Origin of the sequence: Streptomyces sp. NPDC102462 (assembly GCF_044765425.1) — a bacterium.
Classification (GTDB): domain Bacteria; phylum Actinomycetota; class Actinomycetes; order Streptomycetales; family Streptomycetaceae; genus Streptomyces.
In genome coordinates this window covers 221502-242468 of the sequence record NZ_JBIWKB010000005.1, presented here as the reverse complement: position 1 = coordinate 242468, position 20967 = coordinate 221502, and the positions used below count along the sequence as shown (strand labels likewise).

At 71.4% G+C, this 20967-nt stretch carries 21 protein-coding genes; 12 read left to right on the top strand and 9 right to left on the bottom strand.

Annotated features, from left to right (window positions below; genetic code table 11):
* Window positions 1–502 precede the first annotated feature (502 nt).
* A complete protein-coding gene (locus ACIRFL_RS07100) occupies window positions 503–1321 on the bottom strand; it encodes a class I SAM-dependent methyltransferase (protein WP_404024819.1) in 819 nt (272 codons plus the stop codon).
* Window positions 1318–2655 (bottom strand): helix-turn-helix domain-containing protein, encoded by a 1338-nt coding sequence (locus ACIRFL_RS07095; RefSeq protein WP_404024818.1) that lies wholly within the window; start codon window positions 2653–2655, stop codon window positions 1318–1320. Before ACIRFL_RS07095 ends, ACIRFL_RS07100 begins: the two co-directional genes overlap by 4 nt.
* Before the next feature lie 104 nt (window positions 2656–2759).
* On the opposite strand from ACIRFL_RS07095, the gene ACIRFL_RS07090 reads away from it, so the two are divergent.
* From ACIRFL_RS07090 to ACIRFL_RS07070, 5 genes are all read left to right on the top strand, one after another.
* Window positions 2760–3221, top strand: a complete 462-nt coding sequence (locus tag ACIRFL_RS07090) for an ATP-binding protein (RefSeq protein WP_404024816.1) — start codon at window positions 2760–2762, stop codon at window positions 3219–3221.
* Between the two features lie 346 nt (window positions 3222–3567).
* Window positions 3568–3690, top strand: a complete 123-nt coding sequence (locus ACIRFL_RS07085; protein WP_404024813.1) for a hypothetical protein — start codon at window positions 3568–3570, stop codon at window positions 3688–3690.
* Between the two features lie 28 nt (window positions 3691–3718).
* Window positions 3719–4834, top strand: a complete 1116-nt coding sequence (locus tag ACIRFL_RS07080) for a hypothetical protein (protein WP_404024811.1) — start codon at window positions 3719–3721, stop codon at window positions 4832–4834.
* A complete protein-coding gene (locus ACIRFL_RS07075) occupies window positions 4831–5187 on the top strand; it encodes an ASCH domain-containing protein (protein ID WP_404024810.1) in 357 nt (118 codons plus the stop codon). The genes ACIRFL_RS07080 and ACIRFL_RS07075 overlap by 4 nt, the downstream gene beginning before the upstream one ends.
* Before the next feature lie 252 nt (window positions 5188–5439).
* The gene (locus tag ACIRFL_RS07070; RefSeq protein ID WP_404024808.1) at window positions 5440–6189 is read left to right on the top strand and encodes a VOC family protein; all 750 of its coding nucleotides are present in this window, start codon (window positions 5440–5442) and stop codon (window positions 6187–6189) included.
* Between the two features lie 126 nt (window positions 6190–6315).
* Here the strand turns inward: ACIRFL_RS07070 and ACIRFL_RS07065 are convergent, their stop codons facing one another.
* From ACIRFL_RS07065 to ACIRFL_RS07050, 4 genes are all read right to left on the bottom strand, one after another.
* Complete coding sequence (locus ACIRFL_RS07065) at window positions 6316–6648, bottom strand: DUF952 domain-containing protein (RefSeq protein ID WP_404024806.1); 333 nt, start codon at window positions 6646–6648, stop codon at window positions 6316–6318.
* A 78-nt stretch (window positions 6649–6726) separates the two neighbouring features.
* On the bottom strand, window positions 6727–6924 hold the full coding sequence (locus ACIRFL_RS07060) for a hypothetical protein (RefSeq protein ID WP_404024804.1): 198 nt from the start codon (window positions 6922–6924) through the stop codon (window positions 6727–6729).
* 413 nt (window positions 6925–7337) lie between these two features.
* Entirely contained in the window at window positions 7338–8459 is a 1122-nt protein-coding gene (locus tag ACIRFL_RS07055; protein WP_404024802.1) for a family 2 encapsulin nanocompartment cargo protein polyprenyl transferase, read from the bottom strand.
* Between the two features lie 112 nt (window positions 8460–8571).
* The gene (locus ACIRFL_RS07050; protein ID WP_404024800.1) at window positions 8572–9978 is read right to left on the bottom strand and encodes a family 2B encapsulin nanocompartment shell protein; all 1407 of its coding nucleotides are present in this window, start codon (window positions 9976–9978) and stop codon (window positions 8572–8574) included.
* Between the two features lie 297 nt (window positions 9979–10275).
* On the opposite strand from ACIRFL_RS07050, the gene ACIRFL_RS07045 reads away from it, so the two are divergent.
* Together ACIRFL_RS07045 and ACIRFL_RS07040 are read left to right on the top strand one after the other, a co-directional pair.
* A complete protein-coding gene (locus tag ACIRFL_RS07045) occupies window positions 10276–10869 on the top strand; it encodes an N-acetylmuramoyl-L-alanine amidase (RefSeq protein ID WP_404024797.1) in 594 nt (197 codons plus the stop codon).
* A gap of 624 nt (window positions 10870–11493) precedes the next feature.
* Window positions 11494–12396, top strand: a complete 903-nt coding sequence (locus ACIRFL_RS07040; protein ID WP_404024794.1) for a 1-aminocyclopropane-1-carboxylate deaminase/D-cysteine desulfhydrase — start codon at window positions 11494–11496, stop codon at window positions 12394–12396.
* On the opposite strand, the gene ACIRFL_RS07035 is transcribed toward ACIRFL_RS07040, so the two are convergent.
* Entirely contained in the window at window positions 12393–13988 is a 1596-nt protein-coding gene (locus ACIRFL_RS07035; RefSeq protein ID WP_404024792.1) for a Na+/H+ antiporter, read from the bottom strand. The two genes, ACIRFL_RS07040 and ACIRFL_RS07035, sit on opposite strands and share 4 nt — an antisense overlap.
* 60 nt (window positions 13989–14048) lie before the next feature.
* On the opposite strand from ACIRFL_RS07035, the gene ACIRFL_RS07030 reads away from it, so the two are divergent.
* From ACIRFL_RS07030 to ACIRFL_RS07020, 3 genes are all read left to right on the top strand, one after another.
* The gene (locus ACIRFL_RS07030; protein ID WP_404024790.1) at window positions 14049–14309 is read left to right on the top strand and encodes a UBP-type zinc finger domain-containing protein; all 261 of its coding nucleotides are present in this window, start codon (window positions 14049–14051) and stop codon (window positions 14307–14309) included.
* A gap of 261 nt (window positions 14310–14570) precedes the next feature.
* Window positions 14571–14984, top strand: a complete 414-nt coding sequence (locus tag ACIRFL_RS07025) for an anti-sigma regulatory factor (RefSeq protein ID WP_004925829.1) — start codon at window positions 14571–14573, stop codon at window positions 14982–14984.
* A 17-nt stretch (window positions 14985–15001) separates the two neighbouring features.
* Complete coding sequence (locus tag ACIRFL_RS07020; RefSeq protein ID WP_404024789.1) at window positions 15002–16075, top strand: RNA polymerase sigma factor SigF; 1074 nt, start codon at window positions 15002–15004, stop codon at window positions 16073–16075.
* Window positions 16076–16747: 672 nt separating this feature from the next.
* Here ACIRFL_RS07020 and ACIRFL_RS07015 read toward each other — a convergent pair.
* Window positions 16748–17203: a hypothetical protein gene (locus tag ACIRFL_RS07015; protein ID WP_404024787.1), complete on the bottom strand. Its 456-nt coding sequence runs from the start codon at window positions 17201–17203 to the stop codon at window positions 16748–16750.
* Between the two features lie 117 nt (window positions 17204–17320).
* On the opposite strand from ACIRFL_RS07015, the gene ACIRFL_RS07010 reads away from it, so the two are divergent.
* On the top strand, window positions 17321–18289 hold the full coding sequence (locus tag ACIRFL_RS07010; RefSeq protein ID WP_404024785.1) for a diacylglycerol/lipid kinase family protein: 969 nt from the start codon (window positions 17321–17323) through the stop codon (window positions 18287–18289).
* 319 nt (window positions 18290–18608) lie between these two features.
* Complete coding sequence (locus ACIRFL_RS07005; RefSeq protein WP_007491230.1) at window positions 18609–18866, top strand: WhiB family transcriptional regulator; 258 nt, start codon at window positions 18609–18611, stop codon at window positions 18864–18866.
* A gap of 165 nt (window positions 18867–19031) precedes the next feature.
* On the opposite strand, the gene ACIRFL_RS07000 is transcribed toward ACIRFL_RS07005, so the two are convergent.
* Window positions 19032–20507 carry a sensor histidine kinase gene (locus ACIRFL_RS07000; protein ID WP_404024783.1) on the bottom strand — a complete coding sequence of 492 codons (1476 nt, stop codon included), beginning with the start codon at window positions 20505–20507 and terminating at the stop codon, window positions 19032–19034.
* Between the last annotated feature and the right edge of the window lie 460 nt (window positions 20508–20967).

Genomic DNA, 20967 nt, shown 5'->3' with positions numbered 1-20967 from the left:
GCGGGGCCATGCTCGCGCAGGCCCAAGCAGTCCGCACACAGTCCGCAGGACACCCGCTAGCGACCATCGCACCCCATCGCCATCAATCACCAAAAGGCCAGGTCAGCGCCCCACAGGAAACATCCCTGCAGGTCACCGACCCGGCCCATTACTGGGAGACCAAGAAGGCCTGATCTTCTTTGTGCCTTCTGACCTGCGGTTTCCTTGATTGCAGCGTCTCCCTGCCCGCACCCGGCCCCCCAGCCCGCCAACCCCGGCGCCCCGGACGGACCGGGTGCGGTCTTTTTCCCACGCCCACGGGCGCGTGTAGATCCGCAACGTGATGACGGCGGACGCGTGGCCGAGAACGAACTGGACCCGCTTGACGCGCGCCCCGCGCACAGGCAGCAGCAGGCGAAGCGCCCTCACTGTCACGCCAGTCACAGCCCCACCGCACCCGACGCCCATGGTGGTGAGCGAACGGCTCACGGTACGCCGCCGACGCCGATGGCAGAGCCGACCCTCAGCGGCGGCAGACGAGGATGCCGCCCAGGCACGTAACCTCGAAGGCCCCGTACTGGGCGATGTGATCGACGAGGATCGCGCGGGCCCGCTCGATCGTGGCCTCGAACGGCACATCGTGCTGGTCCGCCCAGGCCCGGTAGGACGCCATGTGCGCGATGACCGGCTCAGGATCCTGGACCGAGATGGTGCCGGGCAGTTCGATCGTCTCCACGCGACCGAACTGCTCCCCCAGGAAGGCCCCGGCCTTCTCCAGGGAGAAGCGGGCGCTGAGCGAGATGCGGGCCGGGCCCCGTCCGGTGCCGAGGACGTCGCCTGCGGCCCGCTGCCACAGGTCGTCGAGTTCGGCCTTGTCCTGGTCGCTGTTGGTGGACGCGATCAGCAGCCCGTCACGAGCGACCACCCGGGACAGTTCCCGTACTGCCTGGGGGATGTCGGGGACGTGGTAGAGCATGTGTAGTGCCAAGGAAGCGTCGACGCTCGCCGCGGCCAGCGGCAGACGGATGGCATCCGCCACGGCGACGGGGCCTGGGACACCGGTGAGGATGCCGGGAGCGATGTCCAGGCCGAGCAGGGCCAGATCGGGCCGGTCGTGACGAAGCCTCTGGATGAATTTGCCGTTGCCGCAACCGATATCGACCACGCGCCCGCGTACGCCGCTCAGCTGCTCGGCGACGATGCCGGGCAGGTCATAACGAGGCGTCTGCCACTGGTAGAGAGACTGGCGAGCAGCCAGATCCCGGTCACTGCTGTAGGCGCTCCCGGCGAGGCGACTCCGGTCGGTGACAGCGGCGTCGTGTGCGGCGGACAGTTCGGTCACGTCGGCAACTCCGAAGGGTGGGCGGCGGGTGCGGCTGCAAGGACGGCCGTGTGCTGGAGTCGTTCGCGCAGGTGTGCGGCCTGCGCGGCTCCACCGTACTGCGGGCCGCTCAGGTCCCGGCCCAGAGCAGTGAGCCGGCGCACGATGCTGGCCGACATGCGCTCCGGCGGGGATTCGAGGACGAATCCGAGCATCGTCTCGGTACCGTCCAGGTCGCCCAGGAGCAGATGACCACGGGCGAGATCGACATGGGCGGCGAACAGGTCACCCACCGACTGATCGTCGGTCTCGGCGCTGCGGTAGAGCCGGATCGCGGTGTCAGCGCTGGCAATGGCCCGCTGGACGTGCTCCCGCCCGCCTACGGCCAAGTGGCTCGTCCCGGCGTACGCGAACTGCTTGGCGGCCGGGAAGGCGAAGATACCCGGCACCTCCTCGTGGCCACGCATCGCCTCGCGGGAGCGCTCGGCGCCCGCCAGCGCGGCTACGGCACCCGCCCGGTCTCCGGCTATGGCCAGTGCCCGCGCCTCCAGGCTCGCCAACCGAGCCCCGATACTGCCGCCCGCCCGGTGCCGGCGACCGGCCTGCGCCAGCCGGGCCGCCCGCTCGTAGTGCCCGGTCCAGTAGGCGATCAGGGACTCCATAGCGCGTACCCAGGCCAGCATCCCCTCGTGGCCGGCCGCCTCGGCACACGCCCTGGCGGTACGGCTGTGCGTGGCGGCAGAGTCATAGTCGCCCAGGTCCAAGCAGACGTGCGCTGACAGCCCGCACAACCGGGAGGCCGCGACGTACAGGTCGGTGGTCTGCCGGGGATGCTGCCGCCCGCGCAGCAACTCGAACACCCCGTTCCGAAGCCGCTTGATCTCGACGTACACCTCCAGCAGCGGATGGCTGACGTAAGTACGGGCGAGCCGAGCGACATCGGCCTCCAACTGCTCTACGACGAACTCGTCAGTGTTGCGCTGCGCGATGAACCGGGCGAACTCCGCCGAGGCCACCGCATCCACCGACACAGCTCCGGCGACGGTGCGTGGCCGCGCCGTGGGCCACGCGAGCGGTGCCTGCCCCACCTCATCCGCGCTCTCCCCACCCCGTCGGCTCTTGCTGACAGCGACCGCCTGGTCGAGCACGGCGGCATCGACACCGAAGACCTGCGCCAGGTACTTCCGCGTATACGGCGCCGGGATGCGCACCTCGCGCTCGTAGCGCCCGATCTCCTTGCCCGTCTTGGCGGCCCGCCCCTCCAGGGTGTTGCACTCGTCGGCCACCCGCTGCTGGGACCACCCACGCTCTGTGCGCAGCCGGAGGAGCAGAGCACCGATCCCTGTGTCGCCCATCCCCTCACCCCGCAGCACGCGAACTCTGGCCCCCATAGTGGCCCCCGGCATGGCCCCCATGCCGGCTCCCGACCCAAACGAGCTACAGCGGTTGGCTGTTGGCCATGCCCAGCACACCGCCCGGCAAGCCGGGCACTCTCGCCCTGGCCCCTGCCCCCGGCGCCGACGTCGAGCGCCGCAGGAAGCTCTTCGACCGATGCCGGACCACACCCGGCGCCGCCCGGAGGTTCGTCGCCGAGACCCTTACCCAATGGGGCCGGACCGAACGGCTCGACGACGTCCAGCTGTGCGTCTCCGAACTCGCCACCAACGCCATCCTGCACGGAGCCGCCTCAGTCGGACTGGTGCTGGTGCACATCACCCTCGCCGACACCCAACTCCGCATCGAAGTACACGACAGCAGCGACACCCCACCCCACAGACGACACGTACCGGCCACCGCCGAGACCGGCCGCGGCCTACTGCTCGTCTCGGCCCTCGCCGACGACTGGGGCACGGAGGAACGCCAGGGCCCCGGCAAGTGCGTGTGGGCGGCCTTCCAGCACAGCACGGTGCCGGCATGCTGACTCCCGCCAGCACCAGATCGCTCACGGTCTCCGCCGGGCTGATCGCTTCCCTGGCCACCGTCACGTGGCGGGACACCGCCCGGACCGGCGCCACTCTCTGCTGCGTACTGCTGGTGCCCCAGCCACCCCGCAGCCGCTACGAGACGCAGACGGTCGTCGAGCAACGCGTGCGGACAATCGCCGACGCCCTCCGCCTCGGGCCGGCCACCGCGCCCCCACCGGACATCGGGCCACGCCTGCACCCGATCACGCCCACCGAGGTCGCCCTGCGCTTCGACAGCACCCCTACCGCAAGCGCATCCCGGCAGGCCGCTCCTGGACGCTCCTGCTCTGCCGACGAAGCCCGGTGGCTCTCGTCCTCGGCCTGGACCCGCTCGCCCGCAGCGCCACTCCGACCGAGATCGACAGCTACCTCGACGTCGGCACCCCTCGCCAACGCCTCCTCTTCGGCCACACCCGAACCGAATGAACCCCAACCCACCTCAGGGGGACCTCCCATGACGACTCACCCGGTCTCACCGAACACCGTCCTCGCCAACGCTCTCCACCACGCCGAGGACGTCCTGGCCCCGCGCATCCTGGCCACCCCGCCCGAGCGGATCGTGCTGGTCGTCGGCACCCAGATCAACGGCGCCCCGCACATCGGCACCTCACTCGTCCAGTCCCTGGCCTTCGCCATGGCCGCCCGCCTGCGCGACCGCTTCGGCATCCCCACCGAGGTCCTCTTCAGCGCCCTCGACAACGCCCCCTGCGAACTGACCACCGACCCGCTCAGCGGTCACCGCTACCAGCGCGCCTACGCCCAAGCTCTCGGCGACGAGGCCCTGATCGACCTAGTCACCGCCCTCTACCAACCCCTGTTCACCGCGCTGTCCCGGCGTCTGGGCATCCCCCACCATGTCGAGACCTACAGCCAGCAGCAGGCCGACGAACACTTCCGCCGCACCTGGCTGCGGCTCCTGCCCCGCCTCGACGCCGCCCGCTGGTGGCTCGCCCCCTCCACCGGCACCCCCCACCTGCGCATCCCCTGCCCGCACCCCAACTGCGGCTGGGCCGAAAAACATGCCGAACGCACCCGAGTCCACCTCACTGACCGCGAGACCGCGCACGTCACCGCCGTATGCCTCCACCACGGCCCATACGAGGCGACCATCACCCCGACCGGAGGCGCCTACCTCGACCTGGCCACCCTGTACCGCAACGCGGTCAAGGAACTCGCCCTGTCCAACCCCCACGGCACACTCCACGTCATGGTCAAGGGCGGCGACTGGGTCTTCGGCTCGCACCTGGTCGACGAAGCCCTCCAGGCAGTCGGCCTCACCCGCGCCCAACTCCCCGCCCGCCTGTTCTGCCCACAGGTCGTCACCGACACCGGCGCCAAGCTGTCCAAGTCGCTGATCCGCGAGGGCCGTGCGCCCCTACCAGAAGGCGCAGCTGACTGGATGCTCGACACCCGTCAGTGGCCCGGCACCATCGCGGAGTACGCCGAGCAACTGCTGGCCATGACCGATACCTTGCTGTCCGACCCCCGCCACTTCTTCCGCTCGTACACGGCGACCGAGATCGGCCGCTTGATGACCGCACCAGCCACCAGGAGCGTCCCCGCCCCATGAGCGACACCACCGCCCGCGTCCGTGAGCTGAACCTCTACCGCCAGTACTTCGAGCTCGTCGCAGCGGGCACCAAAACCATCGAGGTGCGGGTGAAATACCCGCACCTCACCGACCTCGCAGCCGGCGACACCATCCGCTTCCGCATCAAGGGCACCGACGAGACGTGCGACGTTCACGTGGTGCGCGTCACGGAGTACGGGTCCTTCGAGGCCCTGCTCGACGGCGAAGGCCCCGCCAACGTGAACCCCACCGCCACTCGCGAGCAGCAGCTTGCCAACATTCGAAGCATCTACCCACCGGAGAAGGAAGCGCTGGGCGCCCTCGCCATCGAGATCACGTGCTCTGCACCGTAAGGCGCTCGCCCCCCTTGCCCAGGGAGTGCGGCTGCTCCCGCACGGAGGATGCATGCACACTGCCGCTTCGGTGCTCCCGGATGGTAGGGCCACCAGAGTTGGATGCGACCACGGGTGGGCGCGGGTCCGCCCGGTCTCGCGGGCAAGGACGGTCGGTTTGTCCGGCACGGCCGAGGGTGGCGCGGAGCGGGCCTGGCTGGGGCAGGTGATGATCGCGTTTCTCGCCGAAGCGGGCCTGGCTACGATCGGTGGGTGAGCATTCGCTGGGTCCATGCCTTCGTCGACCGGCCCGCCGAGCGGGTCTCGGCTGCGCGGGCGTTCTGGGCGGCCGTCACCGGCACGCGGCTCTCCGAACCGCGCGGCGCACACGGCGAGTTCGTGACCCTTGTGCCGGCGGACGCCGACGCCTGTGTGAAGGTGCAGGGCGTCGCCGCCGGTCCGGGCGGCGCCCATCTCGACTTCTGTGTGGACGACGTCGAGGCGTTCGTGGCGTCCGCGCGAGCACTCGGGGCGGTTCCCGTCGCCGATCACGGCGGCTGGTGCGTGCTGCGCTCCCCGGCCGGACAGCCGTTCTGTGTCGTGCCGTGGCACGGGGAGTCGGTCCGGCCCCCGGTGGTGGCGGGCAGCAGGCTGGACCAGGTGTGCCTGGACATCGCGCCGTCCGCGTACGACGCCGAGTCCGCGTTCTGGGCCGAGTTGACCGGCTGGGAGCGGCTGACCGGCTCGCTTCCCGAGTTCCGGGTGCTGCGGCCGCCGCCGGGCCTGCCCGTCCGGATCCTGCTGCAACGGCTGGGCGAGGAGCGGCCCGCCGCCGCCCACCTCGACGTGGCCTGTGCGGACATCGCGGCGACCCGGGCCCGCCACCAGGACCTCGGGGCCGCCGTCGTGGCCCATGGCCCGCACTGGACGGTGCTGCACGACCCGGCGGGCGGCACCTACTGTCTGACCGGCCGTGACCCGGAGACGGGCGGCCTGCCGGCGTCGGCGCTCAACGACGCGTGACGGCGCACAGGTGAAGTCCGGGCCGCCGGGCACGGCGGCGGGCAGGCCCCGTGGAGACGGGTACACATGGCCGTCCCCGTTCGCCGCAGGCGGCGTTCGGGGCCTGTCGTAGGTCCGCGGCCGTCGTCACCCCCAGGGCTCCACGTCCACCACGGCCTCGACCGGCACCGGCCCGTACACGTGCGGGAACTCCTCGCCGCCCGGCTCCGCGGCCTCGTACTTCACGGGTACGCCGAGCAGCGCCGGGTCCACGACCAGGACCACCAGGTTGTCGGGGCGGTCGTGCGGGCCGTACAGGAAGGCCGCCACGCGCGGGAGTTGGGCGCGGGTGGAGAAGTGGACGAAGCCCTCCTCCCGCAGCGTGCGGCCACGGGTGGACATCTCATAGCTGCCGCGTTCGCGAGCCGCTTCCCACAGGGGGCGTTCCGTGATGTGGAGGATGTACGGGAGTTTCGGCATGCGGCCACGCTACGGCCTCGGCCGGACCTGCGGCGCGCTCCGGGACCGTGGGCGCCGCACCGGTGGTGCCGGACGGGTTCAGGGCTTCTTCGCGCCACTCGTGTGAGGCTCACCCTGCTGTTGCTCGGCGGCGGGGTCGGCGCAGGCCGGGCAGTCGGGGTTGTGGCAGGGGCCCGGGCCCCACACGGGGACCCAGGCGCCCAGGGTCTTGTGCCGCTTGACGACCGTCTCGACGGGCTGTCCGCAGGCGGGACAGACGTGTTCCTCGCTGTCCATGCCCCCAGGGTAGGGCGTGCGGCGGCACGGCGCTTCCCGTGCCGTGGCAGCCCCCCTCAGCGCATGCGGGGCAGGAGTCGGGGGCGATGGCCCGCCCCTCGGCCGACTGGCGACACCGGGCCCTTGGTCGGGCAACACGAACAGGGCCCATGGCCGGGCGGCGCGAGCAGGCCCCACGGCTGGCCAGCGAGGCCCGGCCCCACGGCCGACTGGCGCGAGCAGGCCCCTTGGCCGGGCGGCGCGAGCGGGCCCCACGACTGGGCGGCGCGGGCGGGCCGAGGGGTCCCGCCCGGCATGCGTCGGCGGGCCCTGGGCACCGCGGGATCCGGGGTCCACCGGGCCGGAGCCGTCGGGGGACGTGCGGGGGTCAGGAACCGCACGCGCCCGGTGGCTCCGGTGGCCGGCCGTCGGCCTCAGTTGCTGCGCCGGGTGACGAACTCGGCCAGCGCGATGAGGCTCCCCGCCGCCTCCGGATCGGGAACCGCGCGGGCCAGTTCCTGCATCGCCCGGGACATCCGGTCCGCCGCCTCGGCCTGCGCCCAGTCCCGGCCACCCGCCCGCTCGACGGCCAGCACCGTCCGCTCCAGGTCCTGCTCGTCGTACGGCCGTCCGTACAGTGCGGCCAGCTCGGTCGCCGCCGCCGTACCGGAAGTGAGGGCCGCGACCACCGGCAGCGACTTCTTGCGGGCGGCGAGGTCGGCGCCGGCCGGTTTGCCGGTGCGGCCCGGGTCCCCCCATATCCCGATGACGTCGTCGATCAACTGGAAGGCGAGCCCGGCCTGCCGTCCGAAGCCGTCCAGGGCCGCGACCTCCTCCTCGGCCGCCCCCGCGTACAGCCCGCCGAGGGCGCAGGCGCAGCCGATCAGCGCGCCGGTCTTGGCCTCGGCCATGGCGATCACCTCGTCGAGCGTGACCGCCTCGGGGGCGCGTTCCTCCAACGCCGTGTCCGTGTGCTGGCCCTCGCACAGTTCGACCACGCAGTCGGCGAGCCGGGCAGCCGCGGCCCGGGACGACGGGTTCGGGTCCTCGGCGAGCAGCCGCAGGGCCAGCGCCTGCAGGGCGTCCCCGGCGAGGATCGCATCGGCGACGCCGAACACGGTCCACGCCGTGGGCCGGTGTCTGCGGGAAGTGTCCCGGTCCATCACGTCGTCGTGCAGCAGCGTGAAGTTGTGCACCAGCTCCACCGCCGCGGCGGCTGGGAGAGCCGCCGTACGCGCCCGGGGGCCACCGAGCGCAGCCGCCGCGGTGAGGACGAGCGCGGGCCGGATCGCCTTGCCCGCGTTGCCCGCGGCCGGGGTGCCGTCCGCGTGCTCCCAGCCGAAGTGGTAGCGGGCGATCCGGCGCATGGCGTCCGGCAGCGAGTCGACGGCGGCCCGCAGTTCCGGGTCGAGCGACGCCCGGGCGCGGTCCAGGACGGCCGTGGCCTCATGCCCGTCGGGCGGGGGCCCGTCCTGACGGGCGGGCCGTGGCCGGCTGTCCGGCACGGCCGGCTCGCCGGCGGGGTACTGCTTCGTCTCCGTCAAGAACTCGGCCATGGGTCCCCCTCGCTGAGTCCGCGGACGGTGGCGTCGCCGTCCCGGCTGGGCGGGTACCCCGAGGGTGTACCCAGCCGAGTGGGCAAGAACACGGCTGCGACGTGCGGAGACGTCACCTCCACCGGCCGATCTCGACGTTCTCCAGGACACCGAGCGCGTCCGGTACCAGGATCGCCGCCGAATAGTAGGCGGTCACCAGGTAGTTGATGACGGCCTGCTCGTTGATGCCCATGAAGCGGACGGACAGGCTCGGTTCGATCTCGTCCGGGATCCCCGCCTGCCTGAGGCCGATGACCCCCTGGTCCTCCTCTCCGGTACGCATGGCGATGATCGAGGTCGTGCGGGCCTCGCTGATCGGGATCTTGTTGCACGGATAGATCGGCACCCCGCGCCAGGTCGGGATGCGGTTGCCGCCGATGTCCACGGTCTCGGGGACGAGTCCGCGTTTGTTCAGCTCTCGGCCGAACGCGGCGATGGCACGCGGGTGGGCGAGGAACAGCTTGGTGCCGCGCCGGCGGCTCAGCAGCTCGTCCATGTCGTCAGGGCTGGGTACGCCGTCGTGCGGCTGGATCCGCTGGTCGTACTCGCAGTTGTGCAGCAGACCGAACGCGCGGTTGTTGACCAGCTCGTGCTCCTGGCGTTCCTTCAACGCCTCGACGGTGAGCCGCAACTGCTGCTCCGTCTGGTTCATCGGCTGGTTGTACAGGTCGGCCACGCGCGTGTGGACGCGCAGCACGGTCTGGGCGATGCTCAGCTCGTACTCACGGGGCTTCGCCTCGTAGTCGACGAACGTGTGCGGGATGTCCGGCTCACCGGAGTGGCCGGCCGCGAGGTCGAGCGCCTTCTCGCCGTACTTGTTGGTGCGCTGCGCCGGGATCGAGCGCAGCCGCCGCAGGTGATCGCGCAGGGAGTCCGCGCGCTCCGCGACCTGTTCGAAGTCCTGGCGGGTCAGGATGAGCACGGTGCAGGTGGTGGCCGCGCGGGCCGTGTACTCCCAGATGGCGTCCGGGTCGAGCAGTGCCTGTTCACCGAAGTACGCGCCGTCGGCGAGGACCCCGAGGATCGCGTCGTCGCCGTACGGGCCGGTGCCGAGCTTTTCCACCCGGCCGTGCGCCAGCAGGAACACCTCGTCGGCCCGGCCGCCGAACGAGGCGATCACCTCGCCCGGGGCGAAGTCGCGTTGACGGCAGCGCTGGGCCAGTTCGGAGAGGGCCGCCCCGTCCTCGTAGGACCGCAGGGCCGGCAGTTCGCCGAGTTCGGCGGGGATCACCTCGACCTGGTCGCCGGTCTTCACGAAAGTGATGCGGCCGTCGCCGACGGCGTACGTCAGCCGTCGGTTCACCCGGTACGTGCCGCCCTGCACGTTCACCCAGGGCAGCGTCCGCAGCAGCCAGCGGGAGCTGATCTCCTGCATCTGGGGCGCGGACTTGGTGGTGGTGGCCAGGTTCCGCGCTGCCGCCGTGTCCAAGGACTGCTGCGGCTTGCCCTGATCCGTGCGGACCTCTTCGCCTACCGACATAGAGAATTGCCCTCCCAGTCTGCACCGGCACCGAACTGCGCCGGGCATCGGCCTCGCTCGCGACCAGACTTCCATCACGCTGCGTGGTCACACCATTACCCAAAAGAGCGGGAATGGATCATCGCACCAGTGGGCAGGAAGAGGGACTTCCAGGCCGGACGGCGCCGGGCGCGCGCCGTGTCCGGATCGACTCGCACGACACCCGAACAAGGTGGCCAAGACGTCCGATTTCATTGACACTTACCGTGTTCGATCGATCGCAGCAAGTGACTCACATCCGGCATGAAGGAGGCGTCCATGGCTTCACCCATGTCCGCGAGCCGTTTTCGGGACGCCTTGAGAGCGGAGGGTGTCACGGTCGTCGAGGTCGGCGACTGGAAGCATCACAATCGCAACCACAAGGGCGCGTGGGGGCCCGTGCACGGGGTGATGATCCACCACACGGTGACCAGCGGCGGCGAGGCGACGGTGGAGATCTGCCGGGACGGCCACCCCGAACTGCCGGGTCCGCTGTGCCACGGTGTGATCACCAAGGACGGCAAGGTCCACCTCGTCGGCCACGGCCGGGCCAACCACGCCGGGCTCGGCGACGACGACGTGCTCCGCGCGGTCATCGCCGAGACGGCGCTTCCGCCCGACAACGAGGCCAACACCGACGGCAACCGGCACTTCTACGGCTTCGAGTGCGAGAACCTGGGCGACGGCAAGGACCCCTGGCCGGCGGCCCAGCTCACGGCGATCGAGCGGGTGTCCGCGGCGATCTGCCGCCACCACGGCTGGACGGAACGCTCGGTCATCGGCCACCTGGAGTGGCAGCCGGGAAAGGTGGACCCCCGCGGCTTCACCATGAACTGGCTGAGGCAACGCATCAAGGAGCGCCTGACCGACTGACGGCAGCGGCCGGCAAGCGCCGGGCCGCCGGCCGGGCGACGACGGACGGTAGGCAGCCGGTCGGCAGCGGACGACAAACGGCCGGACGGCGGCGAGCGGCAGGCAGCGGGCAGACGGCGCGGCTGCCCGATAGACGGCCAGGTGGCGGATGGCCGACGACGGCAGGCGGCAAGCAGCCAGGCAGCGGCAGGCAGCCGGTCGGCGGCGGCTGCCGATAGACACACAGGCGGCGGACGACGGCAGGCGGCAAGCGGCCAGGCAACGGCAGCAGCAGGCAGTCGAAGAACGGCGGCTGCCGGAAGACGGCCGGACGGCAGCGAGCGGCAGACAGCCAGACGGCTGCGGACGGCGGACGGACGGACGGCAGCGAGCGGCAGACAGCCAGACGGCTGCGGACGGCGGACGGACGGACGGCAGCGAGCGGCAGGCAGCCGAACGGCGGCGGCTGCCGATAGGCGGCCAGGCGGCGGCAGACGGCTGCGGCTGCGGCTGCCGATGAGCGGCAGAGGGCAAACGCCCGGACGGCGGCGAGCGGCAGACGGCGGTGGCTGCCGATAGGCGGCCAGGCGGTGGCTGCCGGTAGGTCGTGTGTCGCTGGGGTCGCCGTGGGGGGACAATGGCGGCGTGGTCGCTTCTGGGTCTCTTGCCGCCCGGCTCCCGTCGCCCCTCGAAGTCGTCGACGACCGGCGGTTCTCCCGGCACGGGGTCCGTCTGCTGCTCAAGCGGGACGACCTGATCCACCCGGAGCTGATCGGCAACAAGTGGCGCAAGCTGGCGCCGAACCTGGCCGCGGCGGCGGGGCGGACGATCGTCACGTTCGGCGGGGCGTACTCCAACCATCTGCGGGCCACCGCCGCCGCGGGCCGCCTGCTCGGCCTGCGCACCATCGGGGTGGTCCGCGGCGAGGAGTTGGCCGACCGCCCCCTCAACCCCTCCCTGGCCCGGTGCGCGGCCGACGGCATGCGGCTGCACTTCGTCGACAGGTCGACGTACCGCGAGAAGACGGACCCGCGGACCCTGGCCGCCCTGCTGCGCGCGACCGGCGCCGAGGACGCCCACGTCGTCCCGGAGGGCGGCAGCAACGCCGAAGCCGTACGCGGCTGCCGGGCCCTGGGCGAGGAACTGCGCGGGCAGGCCGACGTCGTCGCCGTCGCCTGCGGCACCGGCGGCACCCTGGCCGGTCTCGCCGCCGGCCTCGCCCCCGGCCGGTGCGCCCTCGGCATACCGGTCCTCAAGGGCGGCTTCCTGGCCGCCGAGGTACGCGCGCTCCAGGAGCGCGCCTTCGGCGCCCCGCGCGGCTCCTGGTCCCTCGACGACCGCTTCCACTGCGGCGGCTACGCCCGTACCACCCCCGAACTCGACGCCTTCGCCGAGGACTTCGAACAGCGTCACGGCCTACCCGTGGAACGTCTCTATGTCGCCAAGTTGCTCTACGGACTCGTCGCCCTGGCGGACGAGGGCGCCTTCCCACCCGGCACGACCGTCGCGGCCGTCGTCACGGGCCGCCCCTTCCCCGAGCGCGGCTAGGCGGTCTCCCGGTACGCGGCCGCCTCCTCCAGGTCCAGTCTGCGCAGCAGCGTGCGCAGCATCTCGTCGTCGATGTAGCGGCCGTCCCGCAGCCGTACGAACACATCGCGTTCGGCGCTGATCATCTCCCGGGACAGCCGGCGGTAGGTGTCGTCGGCGGTCTCACCGGTCACCGGGTTCACCGCGCCGAGCCGTTCCCAGACGGCGTTGCGGCGGCGTTCCAGGACGGTGCGGAGCCGGTCGGCGAGCGGCTGCGGCAGGGCGTTGCGCTCGTCGGAGAGCAGGTCGTCGAGGCGTGCCTCGGCGGCCCGGGACGCCTGCGCCTGGGCATTGGCCTCGGCGAGGGTCTGCGTCTGCGGGTCGCGGCCGGGCAAGCGCAGCGCCCGGATCAGCGGAGGCAGCGACAGTCCCTGGACCACCAGCGTCCCGATGACCGTCGTGAACGTCAGGAAGAGGATCAGGTTGCGCTGCGGGAAGGGCGCTCCGCCGTGCGTGGTGACCGGGATCGAGAAGGCGATGGCCAGCGACACCACGCCCCGCATCCCGGCCCACGAAGTGATCATCGCGCCCCGCCAGGTGGGGTCGGCCTCTCGCTGTCTGATCCGGGCGGACAGCCGCCGGGGCAGGAAGGTCGCCGGATACACCCACACGAACCGGGCCGCGACCACCACCAGGAAGAGGGCGACCGCGTACCCGGCGGCCTCGGCGCCCGCGTACGATCCGAGCCCCCTGAGGACGACCGGCAGTTGCAGTCCGATCAGCGCGAACACCGCCGACTCCAAGACGAAGGCGACCATCTTCCAGACGGCCTCCTCCTGGAGCCGCGTGGCGAAGTCGACCTCCCACGCGCGGTGTCCCAGATACAGCGCGACGACCACGACCGCGAGCACACCGGAGGCGTGCACCTGCTCGGCGACGCTGTAGGCGACGAACGGGATCAGCAAGGAGAGCGTGTTCTGGAGCAGGGGCTCCTTCAGGTGCGTGCGCAGCCAGTGCAGCGGGGCCATCAGCACCAGGCCGACGCCGACGCCGCCGAACGCCGCGAGCAGGAACTCGCCGATCCCGCCGGCCCAGGTGGCGCCCTCGCCGACGGCCGCCGCGAGGGCCACCTTGTACGCGGTGATCGCGGTGGCGTCGTTCAGCAGGGACTCGCCCTGGAGGATGGTCGTGATCCGGGAGGGCAGCCCGACCCGGCGGGCCACCGCCGTCGCCGCGACCGCGTCCGGCGGCGCCACCACCGCGCCCAGCACCAGGGCGGCGGTCAGCGGCATCCCGGGCACGATCAGGTAGACCGCCCAGCCGACGAGGAACGTCGCGAAGAGCACGTATCCCACGGACAGGAGCGCCACGGGGCGCAGCTGCGCGCGCAGGTCCAGATAGGAGCTGTCGCTCGCCGATGTGTACAGCAGCGGAGGCAGCAGGAGCGGCAGGACGACCTCCGGGTCGAGGGCGTACTCGGGCACCCCGGGCACGTACGAGACCGCCAGTCCGACCGCGACCAGCAGCAGCGGTGCCGGCACCGGGATGCGCCGGGCGGCCCCCGCCACCGCCGCGCTGCCCGCCACCAGCAACAGCAGCGGAATCACGTTCATGTCCTCGCCCGCCCTCTTTTTCCGCGCGGTCAACCGCACGCCCGTCGTAATCTGGCAATCATGAAACAGTGCACGCACGCCGACGCGCTGCCGCACCCCGAACCGGAGCCGCGCACCGAGACCTGCCCGGAATGTCTCGCACAGGGCACGCACCCGGTGCAACTGCGGCTCTGCCTGACCTGTGGCCACGTCGGCTGCTGCGACTCCTCGCAGGGCCGGCACGCGACGGGGCACCACGAGCAGTCCGGTCACCCGGTGATGCGGACCTTCGAGCCGGGCGAGAACTGGCGGTGGTGCTTCGTCGACCATGTCCTCGTGTGACACTGCATGACGACGCCCGGTCCCGACGGTTCGACCGTCTGACGCCTGGGTACGTCAAACCGGCGCGCGCTCTTCCCATTTGGGCCCGCAGACCCCTAGACACGGAGCGTATCCACAGCTTTACTGTGAGTAACGACAGGGGTTGGGGTCCCGGGGACAGAAAAGTTCGGAGCGCGATAGCGTCACCGCTGAACCAGGAACCGCGTTACCCCGGGGGGCGACCCTCGGCCCTGTAGAGCTTGTACCACCTTGGAGGTGAGGGTGTCCCAGATCGCAGGCGAGCCCGCGACCCAGGACTTCGTGGAAGTCCGGCTGCCGGCTGCGGGTGCCTACCTGTCGGTGCTGCGGACGGCCACGGCCGGACTCGCCGCCCGCTTGGACTTCACCCTGGACGAGATCGAGGACCTGCGCATCGCGGTGGACGAGGCCTGCGCGATCCTGCTCCAGCAGGCCGTGCCGGGCTCGGTGCTCAGTTGTGTCTTCCGCCTCGTCGACGACTCGCTGGAGGTCACGGTGTCGGCGCCGACCACGGACGGGCACGCCCCCTCGCGTGACACCTTCGCCTGGACCGTGCTGTCGGCCCTGGCGGGCAAGGTCTCCTCGGCCGTCGACGAGGACAAGACCGTGTCGATCAGCCTGTACAAACAGCGCGGCGCGGGACCCGGGCCGGCGTGAGGAACGGGGACGGGCCGGTGCGGGACGAAGAGCGCGGCACACGGGAACTGCCCGCCGAGGGCAAGGGCGCCCCGAGCGGATCTCGGCGCCCGGCGGACGGCATCGACGGCATCCCCGAACAGGCCAGGCCGCATCCGGAGGACGACTCCGCGCAGGCCGATCGGGACGGTGCCATGCAGAGCGCGCCTTCGGCGGGACGGAACGGGGTCGTGTCCCCAGTCCGAGCGGAGGCGAGGGCTCGGGGAAGGGCGACGGGCGGGACGATGAGCGAGCACGAGCGAAACTCCGCGGACGACGCGCCGGGCGCCCAGGGCGTTCCAGGCACGCAACACGATCCTCAGGACCGCAGCGGGGCACGTGCCATGTTCATCGAGCTGCGCACGCTCAAGGACGGCAGTCCGGAGTACGCGGAGCTGCGCAATCAGCTGGTCCGCATGCACCTGCCGCTCGTGGAGCACCTTGCGCGCCGGTTCCGCAATCGCGGCGAACCGCTGGACGACCTCACCCAGGTCGCCACCATCGGCCTGATCAAGTCCGTGGACCGGTTCGACCCGGAGCGCGGAGTGGAGTTCTCCACGTACGCCACGCCCACGGTCGTCGGTGAGATCAAACGGCACTTCCGGGACAAGGGCTGGGCGGTGCGCGTGCCGCGGCGGCTGCAGGAGCTGCGGCTCGCGCTGACCACGGCCACGGCCGAGCTGTCGCAGCTGCACGGCCGCTCCCCCACGGTGCACGAGCTGGCCGAGAAGCTGGCGATCTCGGAAGAGGAGGTCCTGGAAGGGCTGGAATCGGCCAACGCCTACTCCACGCTCTCCCTGGACGTCCCCGACACCGACGACGAGTCACCGGCGGTGGCCGACACGCTCGGCGCGGAGGACGAGGCGCTGGAGGGCGTCGAGTACCGCGAGTCCCTCAAGCCGCTGCTCGAAGACCTTCCGCCGCGTGAGAAGCGGATCCTTCTGCTGCGCTTCTTCGGCAACATGACCCAGTCGCAGATCGCTCAGGAGGTCGGCATCTCCCAGATGCACGTCTCCCGCCTGCTGGCCCGAACCCTGGCCCAGCTCCGCGAAAAGCTCCTCGTGGAGGAGTAGCCGGCGCCCGGCCGGCCACAGCAGCACGCTCCGGCAGCGGGAGCCGGGGGCTGCGCCCGCTGGAGCCCGCCATTGGAGGAGTGACGTCCCCGGCGCGCGAGCCGTCACGGCGAAGGGCCCGCGCGCAGAGGTGACGTCCTTCGCGTGGCCGGGCCCGCCCGGCACGAGTCCGCCGGCGCGGCGGCGAAGCCGACCCACCGAGGCCCGAACCCAGGGCCGGAGCGAGAGGCGCCGCCGCGGCGAGGGCATCGCCTCCGGCGACCGTCATCTTCCGGTACGCGGCCCCCCGTCGGCGACGTCCACTCCGGGGTGCCGACCCCTCCCGCGGGAGCGGGATCCAGCATCGGGGCTCTGCGGCTCCGGCACGCCCACTACGCCCCCGCACGCTCCACATGGCCAAGGCCCACGTAGTCGGCAGCTCCGGGGCATCCCGCCCCTGCCGCGCGCCCCCTCAGGTGACGCCGCACGCGTCTTTCCGCGACAGCCCGCGCGCCCCCGCGGTCGGTTTTTCCAGGACGCCCCACTGCCGCAGGCACCCCAGTCGCTGCCGTGCGCCGACGCTGACCGAGGCGAGCGAGGTTTCCTCGTACCCGCGTTCTCCGGTGATCTCGGCGGTGGCGTCGAGGGCGCGCTGACGCGGCTCCAGACCGTTCGCGCGCCTTGGGCGCGGATCTAGCGTCTGGGCTCCCGGGTGTGGCCCGGGGTGTGGATTCCCAGGGCCTGGGTGGTCTCCGCGTTGATCAGGAGGATCAGGGCCGTCACCGCCACCACCGCGAGGACGATGCCCGCCGGGATGGCCACGCTGTCGGCCTGGAGCAGGCTGTAGGCCACCGGCAGGGCCATGATCTGGGTGATCACGGCGGGCCCCCGGCTCCAGCTGCGCCGCCGCAGCAGACCGCGCGCGGCAAGCAGCGGCAGCAGCGCCAGGACGATCAGGGTGACGCCCAGCGTGATGGCCTGCCGCCGGTCGTCCGGCGCCCCGGTGAGGCCCAGGACGAACGTCCACACGCCCCCGATCACCAGCGCGGCGCCCTCCAGCGCGGCCAGCGCCGCCGCCAGGGTCAGCCGGCGCGGACGCGGGCCGTCGGCAGCCGCGGGGTTCGGGGAGGGGTTCTGCTCACTGCTCACCCCAGCAGCGTAGCCGCCGCCGCTCCACCCCGGGTGTCCAGGCCGACGCCCTCACCTCTTACCGGATCCCTACCCTCGGTCTGGGCCCGGTACCACCCAGTAGGTACGCTGCACCCCATGCGTGCACTACTCGTGGTCAATCCGGCGGCAACCACCACAAGCGCACGTACGCGCGACGTACTGATCCACGCCCTGGCGAGCGAGATGAAGCTGGAGGCGGTCACCACCCGGTACCGGGGGCACGCGCGCGACCTGGGCCGGCAGGCCGCGGACAGCGACGACATAGACCTGATCGTGGCGCTCGGCGGCGACGGCACCGTCAACGAGGTCGTCAACGGTCTGCTGCACGGCGGCCCCGACCCCGACCGCCTGCCCGGCCTCGCGGTGGTGCCCGGCGGCTCCACCAATGTGTTCGCCCGCGCGCTGGGCCTGCCCAACGATCCCGTCGAGGCCACCGGCGCCCTGCTGAACGCGCTGAGCGAGAAGCGGGAGCGCGTCGTCGGCCTCGGCCTCACCGCGGGCACCCCCGGCACCGCGGACGAGTCGGTCCCGGCGCGCTGGTTCACCTTCAACGCGGGCCTGGGCTTCGACGCCGGCGTCGTCGGCCGCGTCGAGCAGCAGCGCGAACTCGGCAAGACGTCGACCCACGCCCTGTACGTCCGTCAGGTCCTGAGGCAGTTCCTCGGTGAGCCGAACCGCAGACGGGGCACGATCACCCTCGAACGTGAGGGCGCCGACCCGGTTGACGATCTCGTCGTGGCGATAGTCTCGAACACCTCTCCCTGGACGTATCTCGGCAATCGCCCGATGTATACGTCGCCTAAGGCCTCGTTCGACAAGGGCATCGACGTCTTCGGGCTCAGCCGCCTGTCCACGGCCGCGGTTGCCCGGTATGGCACCCAGTTGCTCACTTCGTCCCCCGAGCGCGGACCCCGCGGCAAGCACGTCGCGTCCCTGCACGACATGGACCGCTTCACCTTGCATTCGAAGGTGCCACTGCCCCTCCAGATGGACGGCGACCACCTCGGACTGCGTACGAGCGTGACGTTCACAGGCGTACGCCGTGCACTGCGTGTGATTGTGTGAGCGGAACGGGCCAAAGTCCTTTCACTCGAACGTTTAGGCCAGGCTCCACCCCATGGAAGTACGGCTGTGACCTAGTCGACACCGAGGAATCAAAAAAAACTTTTCGGAAGGGGTTGTATCCGCCGCTGAGGTTTGCGAGTCTCTACGTGGCGATCGGGACGGCCCGCAACACCGGCCTCCACTGATCACCGGAACCCCTCTTCAAACCACAGGACCACGCCAGGGAACCCGGCGGTCGGCCCTTCACTTGTTGAGGGATTCGTGAAAGCGTTCACATTCACAAGCAACCTGCATGTAATACCAAGGAGAGGTAGCAGCCATGGACTGGCGTCACAACGCCGTTTGCCGCGAGGAAGACCCCGAGCTCTTCTTCCCCATCGGCAACACCGGTCCTGCGCTGCTGCAGATCGAGGAAGCCAAGGCCGTCTGCCGTCGCTGCCCGGTTATCGAGCAGTGCCTGCAGTGGGCGCTTGAGTCCGGTCAGGACTCCGGCGTCTGGGGTGGTCTCAGCGAGGACGAGCGCCGCGCGATGAAGCGCCGCGCCGCTCGCAACCGGGCCCGTCAGGCCACCGCCTGACACTCCCACCCCTGCACGACGGCCTGAGCTTGGCGGCGCGTACAGCGAGTGCGCATCTCCCGCCCCCGAGCCGCAGCGCGCAGTACCCCCGATGCGCTTAGAACACGCAGCAACGAGCACTGGCCTCGGACCCGACGCGGGTCCGGGGTCTTTTGCTGTACGGGGCTACTTCTGCGCCGGCACGGGGATGTCCAGGATCACCTGCGTCCCCCGTTCGGGCGCCGGCACCATGTCGAACGTACCGCCCAACTCGCCCTCGACCAGCGTCCGTACGATCTGCAGCCCGAGGTTGCCCGAGCGGTGCGGGTCGAAGCCCTCCGGCAGACCCACGCCGTCGTCCTGGACGGTGACGAGGAGTCGGGCCTCCGTGGTGGTGCCGCCGCGGACCGCCGTGACCTCGACGGTGCCGGTCTCGCCCTCGCGGAAGCCGTGTTCGAGTGCGTTCTGCAGGACCTCGGTGAGGACCATCGACAACGGGGTCGCCACCTCGGCGTCGAGTATGCCGAAGCGTCCGCTGCGCCGCCCGGTCACCTTGCCCGGCGAGATCTCCGCGACCATCGCGAGGACCCGGTCGGCGATCTCGTCGAACTCCACGCGCTCGTCCAGGTTCTGGGACAGCGTCTCATGCACGATCGCGATGGAGCCGACCCGCCGCACCGCCTCCTCCAGCGCCTCCCGGCCGCGCTCCGACTCGATGCGCCGGGCCTGCAGACGCAGCAGGGCGGCGACCGTCTGGAGGTTGTTCTTCACCCGGTGGTGGATCTCCCGGATCGTCGCGTCCTTGGTCATCAACTCGCGTTCGCGGCGCCGCAGTTCCGTGACGTCCCGGAGCAGTACCAGCGAACCGATGCGGGTGCCCTTGGGCTTGAGCGGGATCGCCCGGAACTGGATCACGCCGTCGGGCGACTCGATCTCGAACTCGCGGGGTGCCCAGCCGCTGGCGACCTTGGCCAGCGCCTCGTCCACCGGCCCCCGGGTCGGGGCGAGTTCGGCGGTGGTCCGGCCGAGGTGGTGGCCGAGCAGGTCGGCGGCGAGGCCGAGCCGGTGGTAGGCGGAGAGGGCGTTCGGGGAGGCGTACTGGACGATGCCGTCCGCGTCGAGCCGGATCAGACCGTCGCCGACGCGCGGCGAGGCGTCCATGTCGACCTGCTGGTCCGGGAACGGGAAGGAACCGGCCGCGATCATCTGCGCGAGGTCGGAGGCGCTCTGCAGATACGTCAGCTCAAGGCGGCTCGGCGTGCGCACGGTCAGCAGGTTGGTGTTGCGGGCGATGACACCGAGGACGCGGGCCGCACGGCGCACGGGGATCGACTCGACCCGGACCGGGACCTCCTCGCGCCACTCGGGGTCGCCCTCGCGCACGATCCGGCCCTCGTCCAGCGCCGCGTCCAGCATGGGGCGCCGGCCGCGCGGGACGAGATGGCCCACCATGTCGTCCTGGTAGGAGGTCGGGCCGGTGTTGGGGCGCATCTGGGCGACCGACACGTACCGGGTGCCGTCGCGGGTGGGGACCCACAGGACCAGGTCGGCGAAGGAGAGGTCGGAGAGCAGCTGCCACTCCGAGACCAGCAGATGCAGCCACTCGAGGTCGGAGTCGTCGAGGGCGGTGTGCTGGCGTACGAGTTCGTTCATGGAGGGCACATGTGCGAGCGTACCCGGCGGTTTGTCCGGCCCTGAAAACAGCCGTTGCCCGGCCTTGGGAACACCCGCGGGCCGCGGCGCCTGAGAGGGACCCTCAACCCTCCCGGCACCGCAGCCCGGAGCAGCAACGGCCGTGGGGTGTGCGGTCCCGATCGGCCGAAGGATGAGGAGCCGGGGCAGTCAGGGCAGAGAGCTCCGGTTCCTCGGTCCGCCTTCCTGTGCGGGGAAGACGGATGACTGGGGCTACGTCGTACGGTCCTGCCGTACGCGGTACCTGTACGCATTGTGGACTAGACCACGTGGGCGTGTCCATGTGTTGGAGCCTGTTCGTCTTCGATGCCGGCGCTCCGCCGCGCGGGTCGCGCCCGCGCGGCGGAGCCGCCTGTCGAATACAGCCCCGCGCGTCTTCGGGGGCGCGACCTGCCGTCGGTCGGCTGCGGCGCCATCGTGGCTGGTCGCG